General features: G+C 62.4%; 19 protein-coding genes and 1 pseudogene. 8 read left to right on the top strand and 12 right to left on the bottom strand.

Annotation, left to right across the window (positions count from 1 at the left end):
- Nucleotides 1–99: 99 nt before the first annotated feature.
- Nucleotides 100–1,299, bottom strand: coding sequence for an ADP-forming succinate--CoA ligase subunit beta (gene sucC / locus PMI04_RS14895; protein WP_007706459.1), 1,200 nt, complete (start codon nt 1,297–1,299; stop codon nt 100–102).
- A 147-nt stretch (nt 1,300–1,446) separates the two neighbouring features.
- On the bottom strand, nt 1,447–1,740 hold the full coding sequence (locus PMI04_RS14900) for a hypothetical protein (protein ID WP_157178086.1): 294 nt from the start codon (nt 1,738–1,740) through the stop codon (nt 1,447–1,449).
- Nucleotides 1,741–1,839: 99 nt separating this feature from the next.
- Here PMI04_RS14900 and PMI04_RS14905 point away from each other — a divergent pair, with 99 nt between their 5' ends.
- Nucleotides 1,840–2,238 (top strand): low affinity iron permease family protein, encoded by a 399-nt coding sequence (locus PMI04_RS14905; RefSeq protein ID WP_007706451.1) that lies wholly within the window; start codon nt 1,840–1,842, stop codon nt 2,236–2,238.
- Between the two features lie 96 nt (nt 2,239–2,334).
- On the opposite strand, the gene PMI04_RS14910 is transcribed toward PMI04_RS14905, so the two are convergent.
- Together PMI04_RS14910 and nhaA are read right to left on the bottom strand one after the other, a co-directional pair.
- Nucleotides 2,335–2,514 (bottom strand): hypothetical protein, encoded by a 180-nt coding sequence (locus PMI04_RS14910; protein WP_007706448.1) that lies wholly within the window; start codon nt 2,512–2,514, stop codon nt 2,335–2,337.
- A 109-nt stretch (nt 2,515–2,623) separates the two neighbouring features.
- Nucleotides 2,624–3,838 carry a Na+/H+ antiporter NhaA gene (gene nhaA, locus PMI04_RS14915; RefSeq protein WP_007706445.1) on the bottom strand — a complete coding sequence of 405 codons (1,215 nt, stop codon included), beginning with the start codon at nt 3,836–3,838 and terminating at the stop codon, nt 2,624–2,626.
- A 185-nt stretch (nt 3,839–4,023) separates the two neighbouring features.
- On the opposite strand from nhaA, the pseudogene PMI04_RS14920 reads away from it, so the two are divergent.
- A pseudogene (locus PMI04_RS14920) lies at nt 4,024–4,677 on the top strand (glycosyltransferase); the annotation flags it as partial.
- 12 nt (nt 4,678–4,689) lie between these two features.
- Here PMI04_RS14920 and PMI04_RS14925 read toward each other — a convergent pair.
- The 7 genes from PMI04_RS14925 to PMI04_RS14955 all read right to left on the bottom strand — a co-directional run bounded on the left by PMI04_RS14925 (nt 4,690) and on the right by PMI04_RS14955 (nt 8,365).
- Nucleotides 4,690–6,276 carry a recombinase family protein gene (locus PMI04_RS14925; RefSeq protein ID WP_007706440.1) on the bottom strand — a complete coding sequence of 529 codons (1,587 nt, stop codon included), beginning with the start codon at nt 6,274–6,276 and terminating at the stop codon, nt 4,690–4,692.
- A 135-nt stretch (nt 6,277–6,411) separates the two neighbouring features.
- Nucleotides 6,412–6,780, bottom strand: a complete 369-nt coding sequence (locus PMI04_RS14930; RefSeq protein ID WP_007706433.1) for a hypothetical protein — start codon at nt 6,778–6,780, stop codon at nt 6,412–6,414.
- Nucleotides 6,777–7,247, bottom strand: coding sequence for a hypothetical protein (locus PMI04_RS14935; RefSeq protein ID WP_007706429.1), 471 nt, complete (start codon nt 7,245–7,247; stop codon nt 6,777–6,779). Before PMI04_RS14935 ends, PMI04_RS14930 begins: the two co-directional genes overlap by 4 nt.
- Nucleotides 7,240–7,443, bottom strand: a complete 204-nt coding sequence (locus tag PMI04_RS14940; protein WP_007706426.1) for a hypothetical protein — start codon at nt 7,441–7,443, stop codon at nt 7,240–7,242. Before PMI04_RS14940 ends, PMI04_RS14935 begins: the two co-directional genes overlap by 8 nt.
- Before the next feature lies 1 nt (nt 7,444).
- Nucleotides 7,445–7,612, bottom strand: a complete 168-nt coding sequence (locus PMI04_RS14945; protein ID WP_007706423.1) for a hypothetical protein — start codon at nt 7,610–7,612, stop codon at nt 7,445–7,447.
- Nucleotide 7,613: 1 nt separating this feature from the next.
- Nucleotides 7,614–7,907 carry a hypothetical protein gene (locus PMI04_RS14950; RefSeq protein ID WP_007706420.1) on the bottom strand — a complete coding sequence of 98 codons (294 nt, stop codon included), beginning with the start codon at nt 7,905–7,907 and terminating at the stop codon, nt 7,614–7,616.
- Complete coding sequence (locus PMI04_RS14955) at nt 7,904–8,365, bottom strand: hypothetical protein (RefSeq protein ID WP_007706417.1); 462 nt, start codon at nt 8,363–8,365, stop codon at nt 7,904–7,906. The genes PMI04_RS14950 and PMI04_RS14955 overlap by 4 nt, the downstream gene beginning before the upstream one ends.
- Nucleotides 8,366–8,507: 142 nt before the next feature.
- On the opposite strand from PMI04_RS14955, the gene PMI04_RS14960 reads away from it, so the two are divergent.
- Nucleotides 8,508–8,915, top strand: coding sequence for an HIRAN domain-containing protein (locus tag PMI04_RS14960; protein WP_081490991.1), 408 nt, complete (start codon nt 8,508–8,510; stop codon nt 8,913–8,915).
- Here the strand turns inward: PMI04_RS14960 and PMI04_RS14965 are convergent.
- A complete protein-coding gene (locus PMI04_RS14965; RefSeq protein WP_238535881.1) occupies nt 8,878–9,756 on the bottom strand; it encodes a S24 family peptidase in 879 nt (292 codons plus the stop codon). The two genes, PMI04_RS14960 and PMI04_RS14965, sit on opposite strands and share 38 nt — an antisense overlap.
- A 76-nt stretch (nt 9,757–9,832) precedes the next feature.
- Here PMI04_RS14965 and PMI04_RS14970 point away from each other — a divergent pair, with 76 nt between their 5' ends.
- From PMI04_RS14970 to dnaG, 5 genes are all read left to right on the top strand, one after another.
- Nucleotides 9,833–10,321: a hypothetical protein gene (locus tag PMI04_RS14970; protein WP_007706406.1), complete on the top strand. Its 489-nt coding sequence runs from the start codon at nt 9,833–9,835 to the stop codon at nt 10,319–10,321.
- Entirely contained in the window at nt 10,318–10,836 is a 519-nt protein-coding gene (locus tag PMI04_RS14975) for a winged helix-turn-helix domain-containing protein (RefSeq protein WP_037485591.1), read from the top strand. Before PMI04_RS14970 ends, PMI04_RS14975 begins: the two co-directional genes overlap by 4 nt.
- A gap of 125 nt (nt 10,837–10,961) precedes the next feature.
- Nucleotides 10,962–11,132, top strand: a complete 171-nt coding sequence (locus PMI04_RS14980) for a hypothetical protein (RefSeq protein WP_157178179.1) — start codon at nt 10,962–10,964, stop codon at nt 11,130–11,132.
- The gene (locus PMI04_RS14985; RefSeq protein ID WP_007713366.1) at nt 11,129–11,305 is read left to right on the top strand and encodes a hypothetical protein; all 177 of its coding nucleotides are present in this window, start codon (nt 11,129–11,131) and stop codon (nt 11,303–11,305) included. Before PMI04_RS14980 ends, PMI04_RS14985 begins: the two co-directional genes overlap by 4 nt.
- Before the next feature lie 181 nt (nt 11,306–11,486).
- The gene (gene dnaG / locus PMI04_RS14990; RefSeq protein WP_007713368.1) at nt 11,487–14,639 is read left to right on the top strand and encodes a DNA primase; all 3,153 of its coding nucleotides are present in this window, start codon (nt 11,487–11,489) and stop codon (nt 14,637–14,639) included.
- Nucleotides 14,640–14,813: the final 174 nt, after the last annotated feature.

The raw sequence follows: 14,813 nt of genomic DNA on the forward strand, positions 1-14,813 counted from the left end.
ATTTTCACGCCATCGCCCGCCAACGCGAACACGGACGTGGGCGACCCGTTTCCAGGTCACCCACGCCCTATGGCGTATCTTCTCAGGTGATTAGGGGGCTCAGGCCGCCTTCCTCACTTCTGCCACGATCTTCTTGGCCGCATCGCCCAGGTCGTCCGCGGGAACGATCGGGAGACCCGAATTGGCCAGAATGTCTTTGCCCTGCTGGACGTTGGTGCCTTCCAGGCGGACGACCAGCGGAACCGACAGGTTCACTTCCTTGGCAGCCTCGACAATGCCATTGGCAATGATGTCGCACTTCATGATGCCGCCGAAGATGTTGACCAATATGCCCTTAACGGCCGGGTCCTTCAGGATGATCTTGAACGCTGCGGTCACCTTTTCGGTGGTGGCGCCGCCACCCACGTCCAGGAAGTTGGCGGGGAATTCGCCATTCAGCTTGATGATGTCCATGGTCGCCATGGCCAGGCCAGCGCCGTTCACCATGCAGCCGATGTTGCCGTCCAGCTTGATGTAGGCGAGGTCGTACTTCGACGCTTCGACTTCGGCCGCATCTTCCTCGGTCAGGTCGCGCAGTTCGGCGATGTCCTTGTGACGGAACATGGCGTTGCCGTCGAACCCGACCTTGGCGTCGAGGACGAGGAGGTTGCCCTGCTCGGTCAGCGCCAGCGGGTTGACTTCGATCTGCTCGGCGTCGGTGTCGAGGAACGCGGCGTAGAGCGACGAAGCGACCTTCGAAGCCTGCTTGGCAAGGTCGCCGGTCAGGCCCAGCGCAGCGGCAACGGCACGGCCGTGATGCGGCTGGAAGCCGGTGGCCGGATCGACCGAGAAGCTGTGGATCTTTTCGGGCGTCGAGTGGGCGACCTCTTCAATGTCCATGCCGCCTTCGGTCGACACGACGAACGCGATGCGGCTGGTGGCACGATCGACCAGTAGCGCCAGGTAGAATTCCTTGGCGATGTCGGCACCGTCGGTGATGTACAGACGGTTGACCTGCTTGCCGGCGTCGCCGGTCTGGATGGTGACCAGCGTGTTGCCGAGCATGTCGGTGGCGTGGGCCTTGACCTCGTCCAGGTTGAAGGCAAGGCGAACGCCGCCCTTGGCTTCGGGGGCCAGCTCCTTGAACTTGCCCTTGCCGCGGCCACCGGCGTGGATCTGCGACTTCACGACATAGAGCGGCCCGGGCAGCTTCTTGGCGGCCTCGACGGCTTCCTCGACAGTGAAGGCGGCGTGACCGGCGGCGATCGGCGCGCCATACTTGGCGAGCAGTTCCTTCGCCTGATATTCGTGAATGTTCATGGGCTAGCCCGTCCTTTGTTCACAGGAAAACTGTTGAGGCGGGTTAAGCACAGGCGAAGAAGCAGGGCCAGAGCCATTTCGCAAAACAACTTTGCAAAATTGCAAAACCCTTGCGAAGGCCGACCCTGCTTTATTGTGAAATCGCGGTCAGAAAGAGCAGTGGATGGCGGCCTTGCTGGTCACCAGGAATATCTCCGGATCCTCCAGTGCACGGACCTTATAGAGCAGTTCGTCCATGCTCATCTTGCCCATGTGCGACTTGTGGAGCGAGGCGATCGACTGAAGCCGCCGCAATTGGGCGATACTGAGGCGATCAACCATCCGCTCGGCCATGCAACCGGCCATTTTCGGCGAAAGGCCGGCATCGATCAGGCCAGCACGCACGCGTGATTCGGGCGAGATGCTCGCACATGACGCAAGAAGGAGGGATCCGGCGATCATGCCGAGAGTTGTGCGGAAGGATAGGGTTGCCATGACAGGCTTCATGACGACAAGTGGCTGAACAGGGCCTAAATAAGCGGGTCGTCCCAAGGAGATTGCATGGATCAGATTTTTTCCGCCCTGTCGGCGCGGATCGCCAGTTGGACGGGGCAACCGCTCGCCTTCATCCTGGCGATCGCGACGGTATTGATCTGGGGCATAACCGGCCCGGTTTTCCATTATTCCGACACCTGGCAATTGGTCATCAACACCGGCACGACCATCGTGACCTTCCTGATGGTATTTCTGATCCAGAATGCACAGAACCGCGACAGTTCAGCGATCCAGGCAAAGCTGGACGAGTTGATCCGCGCCATCGACACCGCACGCAACGACTTCATCGGCATCGAGCATCTGACCGAAGCAGAACTGGAAAAAATCAAGAAAGTGCTGGAGCGCGAGTGCGGAGCTGATGGCCCCCATTGGCAGGTGATTGATCGCCTCATCGCTCGACGTTGAACAACGCCACTCACGGCTTCCCAAGGCCGCCTATAGCATCTGGCGCGCTGATCGGCCGCACCAGAACGAGAATATATTGAATAAGTGCCGGCCGCCTCAATGCGCCGGCACGATCAGCCGCTCATTCTGCCGCCGATAAGCATCGACCTTGTCGATATAGCTGCGGGCGAGATGCTCATACGCAGCCCGCCCCTCTGGCGAGGGACTCGCTTGCGCGCGTATCAGCGAAATCTGCTGACGATGCAGCAGATAATTGACATCCGTCTCCAAGCTCATGTCGCCCTCCTCCCGTATCTTCGAAAGTGCGTGCGGCCCATTATTGTCGATCGAGTCGCAATAGCGGCAGGGCGATGATAACATTTTCGCATCCGGCGATCGATTCTATTCAGCCTGCCGTAGGGGCACCCGGCCGCACCGACGGTGCGAGGCGCAGCACCACATAGCCGCACAGCGCGGACAGCAGTGAACCAGCCAGAATACCGATCTTCGTTTCTTCGATCAGCAACGCCGCATTGGGGAAGGCCAACGCACCGATGAACAAGCTCATGGTGAACCCAATACCGCACAACAGCGCCATACCATAGATTTGCAGCCAGCTAGCGCCCGACGGCCGTGCCGCAATACCCAGCTTCTGCGCCAGCCAGATGCTGCCAAAGACACCTGCCTGCTTGCCCAATAACAGCCCGCCGGCGACCCCCAACGGCAACGGCGACAGCAGCGCCTCCATCGCGTCGCCATTCAACGCAATACCTGCATTGGCAAAGCCAAAGAGCGGCACGATCAGATAGGCGCTCCAAGGATGGATTAAATGTTCCAGCCGATGCAGCGGACTGTGCCCCTGATCGGGCGCACCGGGCGTTGAGCGCACCGGTATGGTGATAGCCGCCAGCACGCCGGCGATCGTTGCATGAACGCCTGATAGCAACATCAGATACCACAGCAGCAGAAATCCGATCAGATAGGGCATGAGCTTTTTCACCCCAGCCCGGTTCAGCGCAAACATTCCGGTCAACAGAATCAAGGCGCCGCCCAAGGCCCAAAGATTGATCCCATGACTATAGGCTAGCGCGATGATCGCCACGGCCCCCATGTCGTCGACGATCGCCACAGCCGTCAAAAACAGCTTGAGCGACGCGGGCGCCCTGCGGCCCAGCAAGGCCAGCACGCCGATGGCAAAAGCAATGTCCGTTGCCGCAGGAATAGCCCACCCCCGGGCCAATCCAGGCTGTCCTGTCGTCACCAGCAAATAGACCAAAGCCGGCACGATCATACCTGCCCCCGCCGCGATGAATGGCAAGCGCCGCCTTTCCCAAGTGGACAGTCCGCCATCAACGAACTCGCGCTTGATCTCCAACCCTACCAGCAGGAAGAAAATCGCCATCAGGCCGTCGTTGATCCACAAATGGATGGTCATCGGCCCCAGCGCAGGCGCAAGAATCGGGCCTGTCAGAGTTTCCATCATGGCATGATAAATATGGCTCGCCCCACCCGGCAGATTCGCCATGACCATTGCCAGCGCCGCCGCGACCATCAGCAGCACACCGCCACCTGCTTCGCCAGCCAGGAAATTACGGAGCGCGGATGCCGGGCGCTTCGTCATGAATATTTCTCCTTAAGTGCCTGCCGGGACTGCCATTGTATTCCCCTTAGGACGTTTTGCTCACAGGGGCCAATGCAGATCGACTTCCAAAATGTCCCATTCGATATGCAAAATGCTTGGAAGAGACCTGTTTTAATGGCATTCTCAACCGCGTTGCGGCGGCCAGGCAAAGGGGGAACCGGGTCGTGGAAGACAGGCTCTTTGCTGCGCTACAGATCATTCATCATGAAATCTTGCTGTTCGCCGTCATCGGACTGGCCCTTGGCGGATTGGACGATCTGGCCATCGACATCCTCTTCTTTCTCCGACGAGGTTGGCGCGCGGCCAGAAGCGGTCGCACCGGAAGAATGACCATGGCGACACTGCCGCCATCCCCTTCTCCCGGACGCATCGCCGTCTTCATCCCCGCGTGGCAGGAATCGGACGTTATCGGCCCCATGCTGCGGCATGCCCTCGATCGCTGGAACGATGAAGACTATCGCGTCTTCGTGGGTGTCTATCCCAACGATCCGGCAACAGTCGCAGCCATTGCGCCGATTGCGATCGACCAACCACATATCATCATCGGGATGAACGATCGTCCAGGGCCAACGACCAAAGCCGACTGCCTTAATATCCTGTGGCGCGCGATGCTGGATCAGGAGAGGCGCGAGCAAGTGCGTTTCAAGGCCGTGCTGCTCCATGACGCCGAAGATGTCGTCCACGAAGATGAAATCCGCCTGTTCGATCATATGATCGACCGCTTCCAACTGGTTCAGCTCCCGGTCCTGCCACTACCCGGCCGAGGGTCATGGTTGGCCCGCGCGGTCGCCAATCATTATTGTGATGAGTTCGCGGAAACGAATTGGCCGTTAGCGCAATTGTGAAAACTGCTGTCCGCCGGTCGCGATCGACAGGATTTCGTCCATTTGGCGAACCACTTGCACGATGACACCGCGCTGCCGATCGAGGCGCGGCCTGACGATGATGCTGGAAATGATGGAGCGCAGGCGCGGGATTGCCTCTAGCTGGGCTTCGGGATCGGCCAGGGCCGCCTCCAGCTCCTCCACCTGACGCCGATAGACTTCCTCGACATGGGGATGCAGCGCGAGGACATTCGGCACGGCGTCCATGCTGGCAAGCTGTCGTTGCAGCGCTTCCTTGTCGGCGCGGGCGCTGGTCAGCATGTCGCGGATTTCCTCGAACTCGCTGCCCCCATCGGTGAAGGCCTGCAACATGCGCTTCATTCGGCGGTCGGCTTCTTCCAGCTTGCGTTCCAACTTGGCGCGGTCGCGGCCCATATCGGCGGTCTGCCGCGCGAAGTCGCGGTGATATTCGCGGACATATGCACTGATCACGTCGGGCGACAACATGCCTTCCTTCAGATCATCGAGAACCATCCGCTCAAATATATGGGTGCCCACCAGGCGGTTGTTGGTGCAAGCCTTGCCATAGCGGAAGTTGCTGCATCCCCAGAACTTGCTAGAGCGCAGCACCCATCGTGCGCCGCACACCTCGCAGATGCCAAGCCCAGACAGAATATGCTTGGGTCGCCGTTGCCGCTCGGGGCGCACACCCTGGTTCGATGCAAGCCGGGCCTGAACCTGTTGCCACAGTTCATCATCAATGATCCGCAAGTGCGCGATTTCCTGACGCTCGACCACGTCTTCACCGTTCGGGCGCATCAGCCGTTGGCGGGTCTGCGGATTGACCACCGTCCGGCTGCGCCCATAAGTGACGACGCCGACATAGGTCTCATTGCGCAGGATGCCGCGTTTGTGCCGCGTATCGCCGCTGATTGCCGTTTCGTGCCAGATGCCGCCGCGGGAGCCGGGAATGCTCTCTGCATTCAGGCCGGCGGCGATGGCATTGGGGCTGCGCCCCGCAGCATATTCGCGGAAGATACGGCGGACGATGTCCGCCTTGTTCGCGTCAATCTCTCTTAGGCCCCGCACGATCTGGCCGCGATCATCAAGGCGGTTCGCCTGGCGGTAGCCATAGGCAATGCTGCCAGGAATGCGCCCCTGTTTCAGGGTGCCCAGCTGACCGCGCCGAACGCGCTTGGCAAGATCGGTGCGGAACTGCGCGTCAGTAAACCCCTTGATCAGACCGATCATGGGGGTGACCGTGCCATCGAACAGGGTGAAGAGCCGCGCGCCAGCAAATTCGATCCGCTCGCGGAGAATATGCGCATCGGCCACATGGCGGGAAATGCGGTCGGTGGACTCTGCCAGCACCTGATCGACGCCGCCAGCCTCTACCATACGCATCATCGCATTGAGGCCGGGGCGCTGATCGGCGCCGATGCCGGCGGCACCGGAAATAGCAGCGTCTTCAAACGCGCCGATGACGGTCCAGCCTTCGTCGGCGGCCCGCTTGCGACATAGCGCGATCTGGTCCGCCGTGGATCGCGGGTTCTGGTTATCGCTGCTGAAGCGCGCGTAAATGACCGTTCGCACGGGCGTCCTCCTGTCGGCCGCCTCCCTGCGCGGCGCGAAGGGAGGCAATGTCTCTCTTCACCTGCATCCGCGCAAGGGCTTCTGCGAAGGCGATCATGTTAGGGTCGGCCGCTGGCCTGATTTTTGCGGGTGCGTTCATGCGGCAGCCCTCGCCTGATGTGCAGGCACAGGCCGCTCCAGCGTGTAGAGCAAGGTGAACTGCACCGCATATTGCAGATCGCGCAGCCCCCGCACCTTTCCGGGCAGCGCATAGAAGGCTTCCGGCGCCTTGCGCAGGGTGGCCGCGATATTCTCGACCATGATCTGCTTATGCTCGGGCAGCCAGGATATCGGCCGATGCTCGCCATTCAGGATGCGCGCGAAATGTTCGATGTTGGACCAGATGATTTCATCATCGCGCGCGGCGGGGCTATCCAGCCAGCCCGCGCGTTCCCACGCCGCCTTGCGGCGGGCGCGTTCCTCGCGGGCGATCTGGACTAGGTGACAGGCGGGGGGGCGGATCATTCGCACAGTCCATAGCCGCAGTCGCATGGTCCCGGCGCCGCGATGCGGAATGAGCCGCAGTCAGCACTATGCGCATGATCGGGGGGCGGCTTGGCCAATCGCTGGGCCTCGCGAATGATGACCGCGATCCACTGCTTGCCGTCGTCGCCCAGGCAATCCCATTCGACGGCGGCGAAGACGCGCAACACCGGGTCGCTGTCGACAATGGCATGGGCAAGGCGCAGCTCTGCTGGCGTCGCAAACTGGGTTTCGCCCTGGCTCGGGATATGGCGCAGCGCGACGGGCTTGAACGGCAACGGTTCATGCCAGCGATGATTGATGGGCGCTCGGGCGTATTCATGGCCGGACCAATAGCCTCGCGCGACCTGCCCTTCCGCGCCGATATAGTCCACGACGATGAAGCGATGGTCACCAACCGGCATATGGCTGAGTGGGTGCCAGCCTTCGGGAATGGATGGCTTAGACATGCTTGGCCTCCAGTTCAGCGACGCGGGCGCGCAGCTGCATATTGTCGTGGTGAAGGGTGATGATCTGCGCGCGGTAGCCGGCGTTGCTGCGGCACAGGCGGCGGACATCGTTGGCGCGCTTGCGTTCGCTGATCCCATCCAGATAGGAGGCGACGCCCTGCGCGGTGTTGACGATGACGGCGGCTGGGCTGGCCATGTCAGTCGATCCTCTCGAAGCCGGCGCTGGTCAGGCGGGCGAAGCCGGTGCTGGTCATTTCGACATCGCCCAGCTTCTTGATGGTGTGGGCCGGGCCGGGCACCGGCTTTCGCCACGGCGGGCGGTAGCGGGTCGCGGGTCGACGATCGGCAAGGGTGCGGCGGGCCATGTTAGAACGTTGCCCGCTCTGTGCGGCCCGGCGCATAAGGCGCCACGCCAATGTGGTGCCGCGCCGTTTTGATGTCGACCACGCGCACCTGCACAGTCGGTGCATCCAGACGGATGGCGCGCTGGATTTCGTCTGGATGGCTATAGGTCAGCACCAGCCGATTATCTTCGGTCGGGATTTCGTGCTGCATGGCATCCCAGCAGTCGACAATATGCGTCGCACCGTAGAGCTGAGCGAAAGCCCTTTTGTGGAAGGTCTTGCCGCTCGCCATCGGACCATGAATGATCGTGATCATTCCGACACCGCCTTCGCCGTGCGGCGATAGACCGGGCTGCGGTTCGGTTCGGCGCCGGCATATCCATGCTTGTGCCAGCCTAGGCCGCGCATGATTTCGACCAGATGGTAATTGTCGCGGATACGGGGAACATCGCCGGCAGCGTGGGCGGCGGCCAGATGGTGGCCCAGATCGCGCAGGGCGACTTCGTTACGGTCGCGTAGATGGTGGGCGACGTGGAGCGCCAGGCGCTTGGTATCGCGGCCGACGCCCTTGACGGCCAGGACGCCATCGCCGTCGACCAAATTGGCATCGACCAGATCGGCCACGGGTTCGCGGCGGCGCCCCTGTGCGCCCGCCCCTTCGCGGACGATCAGCGCGGTGGCGCCATTGTCGAACAGCTGGCGGATCGTCCAGCGCAGGCCCTTCGACAGCACGACGCTGCCGGGAAACGGAAACTCGATAGGCGCATGAAGCATGATTGCCTCCCGTTGAATGGTGGGGAGGAAATAGTGTGCTTCGTCACACTTCGTCAAGGCATAAAGTGTGATTGGTCACAATGTTCTTGCAATGTTCTCGCGCGGCTGAAATGTTGATCGAGGTTCAACAGGGAAACGAGTCGTGGACGAAATATTCTTCCTTCGCCTTGCCGGTGTGTCGCATCATCAGCAGGCACTGGCGGACACATACATCGGGGAGGCGGTTCGCTTCTTTCATGAGCCTGACAATCCGTATGATTGCATGGCCATCCGGGTCGAAAATTCCGGGGGCCAAACATTAGGCTATGTGCCGCGTAATAGCTGGCTTCGGACGGTCGTTCATGAAAAGGGGCGCGGCGTGGCCGGCGTAATTGACAGCATTGGGATGAGCCGAGCTTGCCTGCTTGGCGCAACGATCAGCGTCTCGATCTGCGCGGATCGGGTGAAGGTCGTGTCCTATTACCCAGACCGCGCACCCCCAAAACCGCCGAAGGGCGGTTTCCGATATTGGGTTAGCGCTGAAGAACCGCGCGACCGGCGCGCGGCATAACGAAGATAATCGGGGTCGCCCACTCGACCTCGACATCTTCGATATCTGCGGCGTTGAGCGAGCGAAGCGTGAAAAATCCCGGCCGACTGCCGCGCGCGAGCAGCTTGACGAAAGTTTCGCCGCTGGACAGCCTCACGGCGCAGTAGTCGCCAATGTAGGCATCCAGAACGCCGTCGACCTCGCGAGATATGTAAACAATATCGCCCGACGAATAGCGGGGAAGCATAGAGTCGCCAATGACCTCCAATGCTTCGAGGCGTCCGGTCGCACCAGGCGGACGCGGCACAGTTTCCATACTCGTATTCTCATCGAAGATAATCGATCCGCCTGCGCCGACGCGACCGGCCAACGGCACCTGCTCGACCCCAAGCAAATCTTCGATTGAAGCATCTAAGGCGTTCGCGAGGCGGCGCAACGTCCCGAGTTTCACATCGGCGCCTTCTCGATCGAGAAAATCGCGCACTGCCGTTTCCCCCAGCCCAGCTTGCTTGGCAAGCGGCTTCGGCTTCACGCCGCGCTTTTCCATAAGCGCCCTTAGGGCAGCACGGACGCGCTCAACCTCATTTTGCGGAGAAATCATGGGTGCTTTTTCACACATAATGCACCCTGGCGAACAGGTGATATGGATCACACCTTGACGGTGTGATTTAGCACACTTATACCCGCCGCCATGAACGATCTTCTCCGCGATGTAGAAGCCTATTTGGCCCACACCGGCATGGCGCCCACTGCCTTCGGCGTTGGCGCGTTGCGCGACCGTCATTTCGTCCGTCAGCTCCGCAATGGGCGACGCACGTTCCGTGAGACGGAAGACAAGGTTCGTAATTTCATGGCCACCCATGTGGTTGGCGATACCGGTCGGAACACTACGGCGTCACCCCATAGCGCGCCCAAAAATATCGGGCAGGCGGCCTGATATGGCGCGGGGGGCGGAAAATCTGGGGCCAGCGGATATCGCGATCAGCGAGGCCACGGCCGACGCAGTCCATGCGGCAGGCCGACAAGTCTATGTCGGCCGTATGCTGGAGCGCAACCAGTCCACGGTCGCGCAGTGGGGCAATAGCGAAGTTGCCGAATTTATTCCTCTGCGCCTGGTGCCAGTGGTGGAGAATATGTCCGCCGGTCAGGACGGCTGGCCGCATATCACCCGCGCGCTGGCAAAGATGCAGGGTTTCGAGCTGTTCCGCCTGCCCGCGCCAGAAGGTGAGGCAATGGATTGGCTGGCCCAGATCGGCATTCTGTCGACCGAAGGGGCGGATATCACCCGCAAAATCTGCACGGCGATGGGCGATCGCAAGGTGTGCGCCCATGATGTGAAGCGGCTGGGCATGATCGAGGATGCGGAACAGCTGGTCAGCGTGGCGGTCGCCATTTTGGCCCGGTTGCGCGCGGTGGCGGGGGAATGACATTCATGAAGCCGGAACAATTTCGCAGCTGGGCGGAACGCGCGCAGCCGGGTGAAGACGTGGTCTATGCCGAAGGCGTCCGCCCGGGCGACGCGATCGGCGCCACGGTGCGCGGGCTGCATGATGCCGGGCTGGTCGCCATGACGAGCAAGCGGGTCGATGGCCGGTTGCGCTTCATCGCGCAGCGCCTGCCCGATCCGCGCCCGTCGCAGCTTCGCGCACGGGTGTGCGAGGTGCCGCGACGCGGTCAATTCCAGCTGGGCGCCAATGACGGCGCGATGACGACGCGGGCGGTGCTGCGCATCCTGCAACAGGCAGCAGCGCGCGGCCTGCCCTGCCCCACCAATGAAGAGCTGGCCAAGCGGATCGGGCTGAATGGCAAGGAGGCTGCATCCTATCGCGTCCGGCGGCTGGTGCAGCTGGGCAAGATCAGCGTGGAAGAGCCTTCGCCGCTTGAACGGCGGGTGGTGACCATCCTGGCCAGCGGCAAGCAAACACAAAGGGCGATGCTGTGACCGCCTCCCTTCCCTCTTTCAAATCCGTCGGGTCGCACGACGGAACGGGCGCGGCGCCCGGCCCTGTGGCAGCCGCGCCCGCCAAAATCTGAGGCGGCGCGGCGGTGGAGCGGGACGGGACCGACATGGTGACCAGCCTGACGCCCGGTGAACTCTACCGCCGCGCCCGCCGGATCGAAGCGCTGGCCCGGATCATCATGGATTGCACCACGCGCGGCTCCCGCAGCGCCGACAGCGCGCGGGCCAACCAGTTGCTCAAGGAAATCGGCGCCATTGCCGGGGAAGGAAGCGAATGATGGGTGTCCTGAACAAGGCCTTCGGCCGCCTGCCGGTGCCGAAGATCGACGCCGAACCGCTGCGCGTGGTGCGCGTCCCCTGTCCGCGCTGTGGCACGGTGAACTGCGCGAACCATAGTGCGAGCGCGCTGACCTCGCGGGTGGTGACGCCGGCTTTCTGGAGGGGCGCATGATGTCTGTCCGCATGATGCGCCTGTTCCTATCCGGCTGATCGAGCCGGTGCGCGCACCGGGGCGCGCGGAGTGCGGGTATAGCCCGCGCCGCGACGGCGAAAGGCCAGCGAAAGGCCAAAGGCGTTGACGCCACCCGGACCCAATTTCTTCAAGTTTTGCCTGATTTTCGGGGTGGGGTTTCGTGTCTCTTTCACAAGCATTTCTCGACGAAGTTCGCGCCCGCACGACGCTTTCGGCCCTTATCGGCCGCGCCATCAAAGTCGAAAAGGCCGGCAAGGAACAGAAGGCCTGCTGCCCGTTCCATCATGAAAAAACGCCCAGCTTCACCATCAATGATGAAAAGGGCTTCTATCATTGCTTCGGCTGCGGCGCGCATGGCGACGCGATCCGGTGGCTGACCGATCATGGCGGGCTGGATTTCATCGACGCTGTCAAAGAGCTGGCCGGCACGGCCGGGCTGGACATGCCGACGCGGTCACCCGAGGAAGCGCGCCGCGAGGAACGGCGGATCGAGGCCGGCGATGTGCTGGGCCGTGCGGCAGACTGGTATCAGATGCAGTTGCGCCAGAGCCGCAGCGCCTATGCGCAGCTGACCGCGCGCGGTCTGACAGCGGACACCATCGCCCGCTTCGGCCTTGGCTATGCGCCGGGGCAGCAGTCGGTCGGTGCGATCGGCCTTGCGCCTGACGCCCTTGCCGGCTTTGGCCTGGTGGTCGAGACGCCGGACGGTTACCGCGACCGGTTCCGGGGCCGCATCATGGTGCCGATCGCCGATGCGCGCGGCCGGATCGTGGCCTTTGGCGGCCGGGCGACGCGCGATGGCCAGTTGCCCAAATATGTGAACAGCGAGGGGGCGACCTTCGCCAAAGGATCTACCCTCTACAATCTGCACCGTGCGTCGCCGGCCGCGCGATCGGCGCGGCGCCTGATCGTCGTGGAAGGCTATTTCGATGTCATCGCTCTGGATCAGGTCGGGATATCGGAAGCCGTTGCGCCGATGGGCACGGCCATCACGGTCGAGCAGTTGGAGCGCGTCTGGCGGGTCAGCGAAGCCCCCATCATCCTGATGGACGGCGACGAAGCGGGGCAGAAGGCGGCCATTCGCGCGGCCGAACGCGCGCTGCCGCTGGTCGCGCCGGGCCGTGGGCTGTCCTTCGCCTCCCTTCCGGACGGTTCCGACCCTGACGATCTGGCGCGATCGGGCGGCCGGGAAGCGATTGACGCGGTCCTGTCCGCTGCCGTCCCGCTGGTCGATCTGCTGTGGAACGCTGCGCTGGCGCAAGGGAATGCGGCGACGCCCGAAGGCAAGGCCGGCATCTGGCAGCGCCTGGCGCAGTTGGCGGCGGGGATCGCCGACGCTGAAACCCGTGCGCAATATCAGGCCGACTGGCGGGCGCGATTTGATCAGGCCTTCCCGCCCCCGCCGCCGTGGGCGCGCGATTTTGATACCCTTCCGACCGGAAGGCTGGAAGCTCTCTCCGAACAGCCGGAGCCGGTGCAGGCGCGATTGAAGCGGATTGCGCAGGAATGGTTCGACAAGCGTCTGGAGTATCTGGAGCCGTCCAAGGCGGCTATCCTGCGCCTGGCCTTTGTCGCGGGGCGGCGGGCCGGTGCGGGGCTGCTGGCGGAAGCGGCGGTCAAGGATCGGTTGTGGCGCGATGCCGGCGATGTAGATGGCGTCGAGAATGCTGATGTCGACCGGGCGATTGGCGACGGGGTCAAGAAGCCGTGGGATATCGGGCCTGATATCGTCATGATGGATTGCGCCGTGCTGCCGATGACTGATTTCGGCATCGGCGAACGGCTGATCGCCCGCTATGGCGAGCAATTCCGCTTCACCACGGCCAAGGGCTGGCTGGGCTGGGACGAACGGCGCTGGCGTGTGCTGGATCAGGAAAAGGATGGTCCGCCGCCGGCAGAGCTGCAAAAGGCGATCTTCGACACGATCCGCGACATGCAGGCCGAAGCGCGGATCATGCGGCAGGCCGGTGTCTATCAGGCGGAGGAAAACCCGCACGGCATCGACCAGTATATCCCCAAGGGCAAAAACTTCGTCCTGCTGTCGACTATATTAGCTGGCTATGGCCGGCAGAGCGAGCAGGCGGGAAAGCCGTCATCCATCGCGAAACTGGCGCAAAAATGGCTGACCGTCGCGATCGAGGCGTTCGATTGTGATCCGCTCGCTATCAACCTGCTGAACGGAACGCTGCGTTTCGAGCGCTATCAGGATGAGGAAGGGCGGCGGCGGGCGCGCTTCTCGCTGGAGGCGCATTCGCGTGCCGATCTCAATACCAAGCTGGCGCCGGTGGCATTCGATCCCGACGCGGTCAGCCCGATCTATGACGGCTTCTTCGCCTGGGCGCACCCCGACGAGGGCATGCGGCGCTATCTGCATCAGGTCGCCGGCTATACCGCGACGGGTGATACCGGCGAACAAAAGCTGTGGTTTCATTATGGCCTGGGCGCCAACGGCAAATCGACGGCGATGGACCTGTGGGCGCATGTGCTGGGCGACTATGCCGGCACGATCGGCATCGAAACCTTTCTCGACCAGGGGATCAAGAAGCGCGGCGACGCTGCCTCGCCCGATCTGGCGCGCCTGGGCGGTGTCCGTCTGTTGCGCGCGTCGGAGCCAGAGCGCGGTTCGCGGCTGAATGAGGCGCTGGTGAAGGCGGCGACGGGCGGCGAGCCTATGGCCGTGCGCGCGCTGCATCGTGGCTTCTTCGACCTGCTGCCCCTCTTCAAGCTGCATATCGGCGGCAACTACAAGCCCGATATTCCGGGCACCGACGAAGGCATATGGCGGCGCATGAAGCTGGTGCCGTGGAACGCCCATGTGAAGGATGGCGAGCGCGACGAACGTCTTCCGTTCAGGCTGCGCGACGAAGCGCCGGGCGTCCTCAATCATATTGTGCGCGGCCTGCTGGACTGGCTGGCGAATGGCCTGATCGAGCCGGATGCGGTGCGCGAGGCGACCCAGCAATATCGCGAGGATAGCGACCCGCTGGCGCGCTTCCTCAAGCTCTGCACGGCGCAGGATCAGCAGGGACGCATCCAGTCATCCCGGCTCTACGAAGTGTTTCAGGCGTGGTGCAAGGCGGCAGGCGAGAAGGAATGGAGCCAAAAGGGGTTCAGCAAAGCGATGCTGGACAAGGGCTTCACCAAGAAGGCCAGCGACGGAATGCAGTGGCTGGGCATGCGGCTGATCCGCGATGCTAGCGACTTCGTGGATGAGCATGGGCGTGTGCGCGCCGAACTGCCGCCATCGGCCGACGACATCCCCGCGATCACAGAGCCGCCCCCCGACATGGATGATTATGTCCCGCCCTTCTAGCGGCGGCGATTTGAAGGCGGATGCTTCCGGTCCGGAAGGGTGGCGGAAGCATCATGGAAGGAAGAAAGCGCGGGTTTCTGCGCCATTGGAAGGGTTGGAAGGGTTGGCCGAATGTTTCCTTCGTATGTGCGGGCGGGCGCGGGCGCATGTGCGAGCTATAATATTCATAAATCA

The organism is Sphingobium sp. AP49 (assembly GCF_000281715.2).
Classification (GTDB): domain Bacteria; phylum Pseudomonadota; class Alphaproteobacteria; order Sphingomonadales; family Sphingomonadaceae; genus Sphingobium.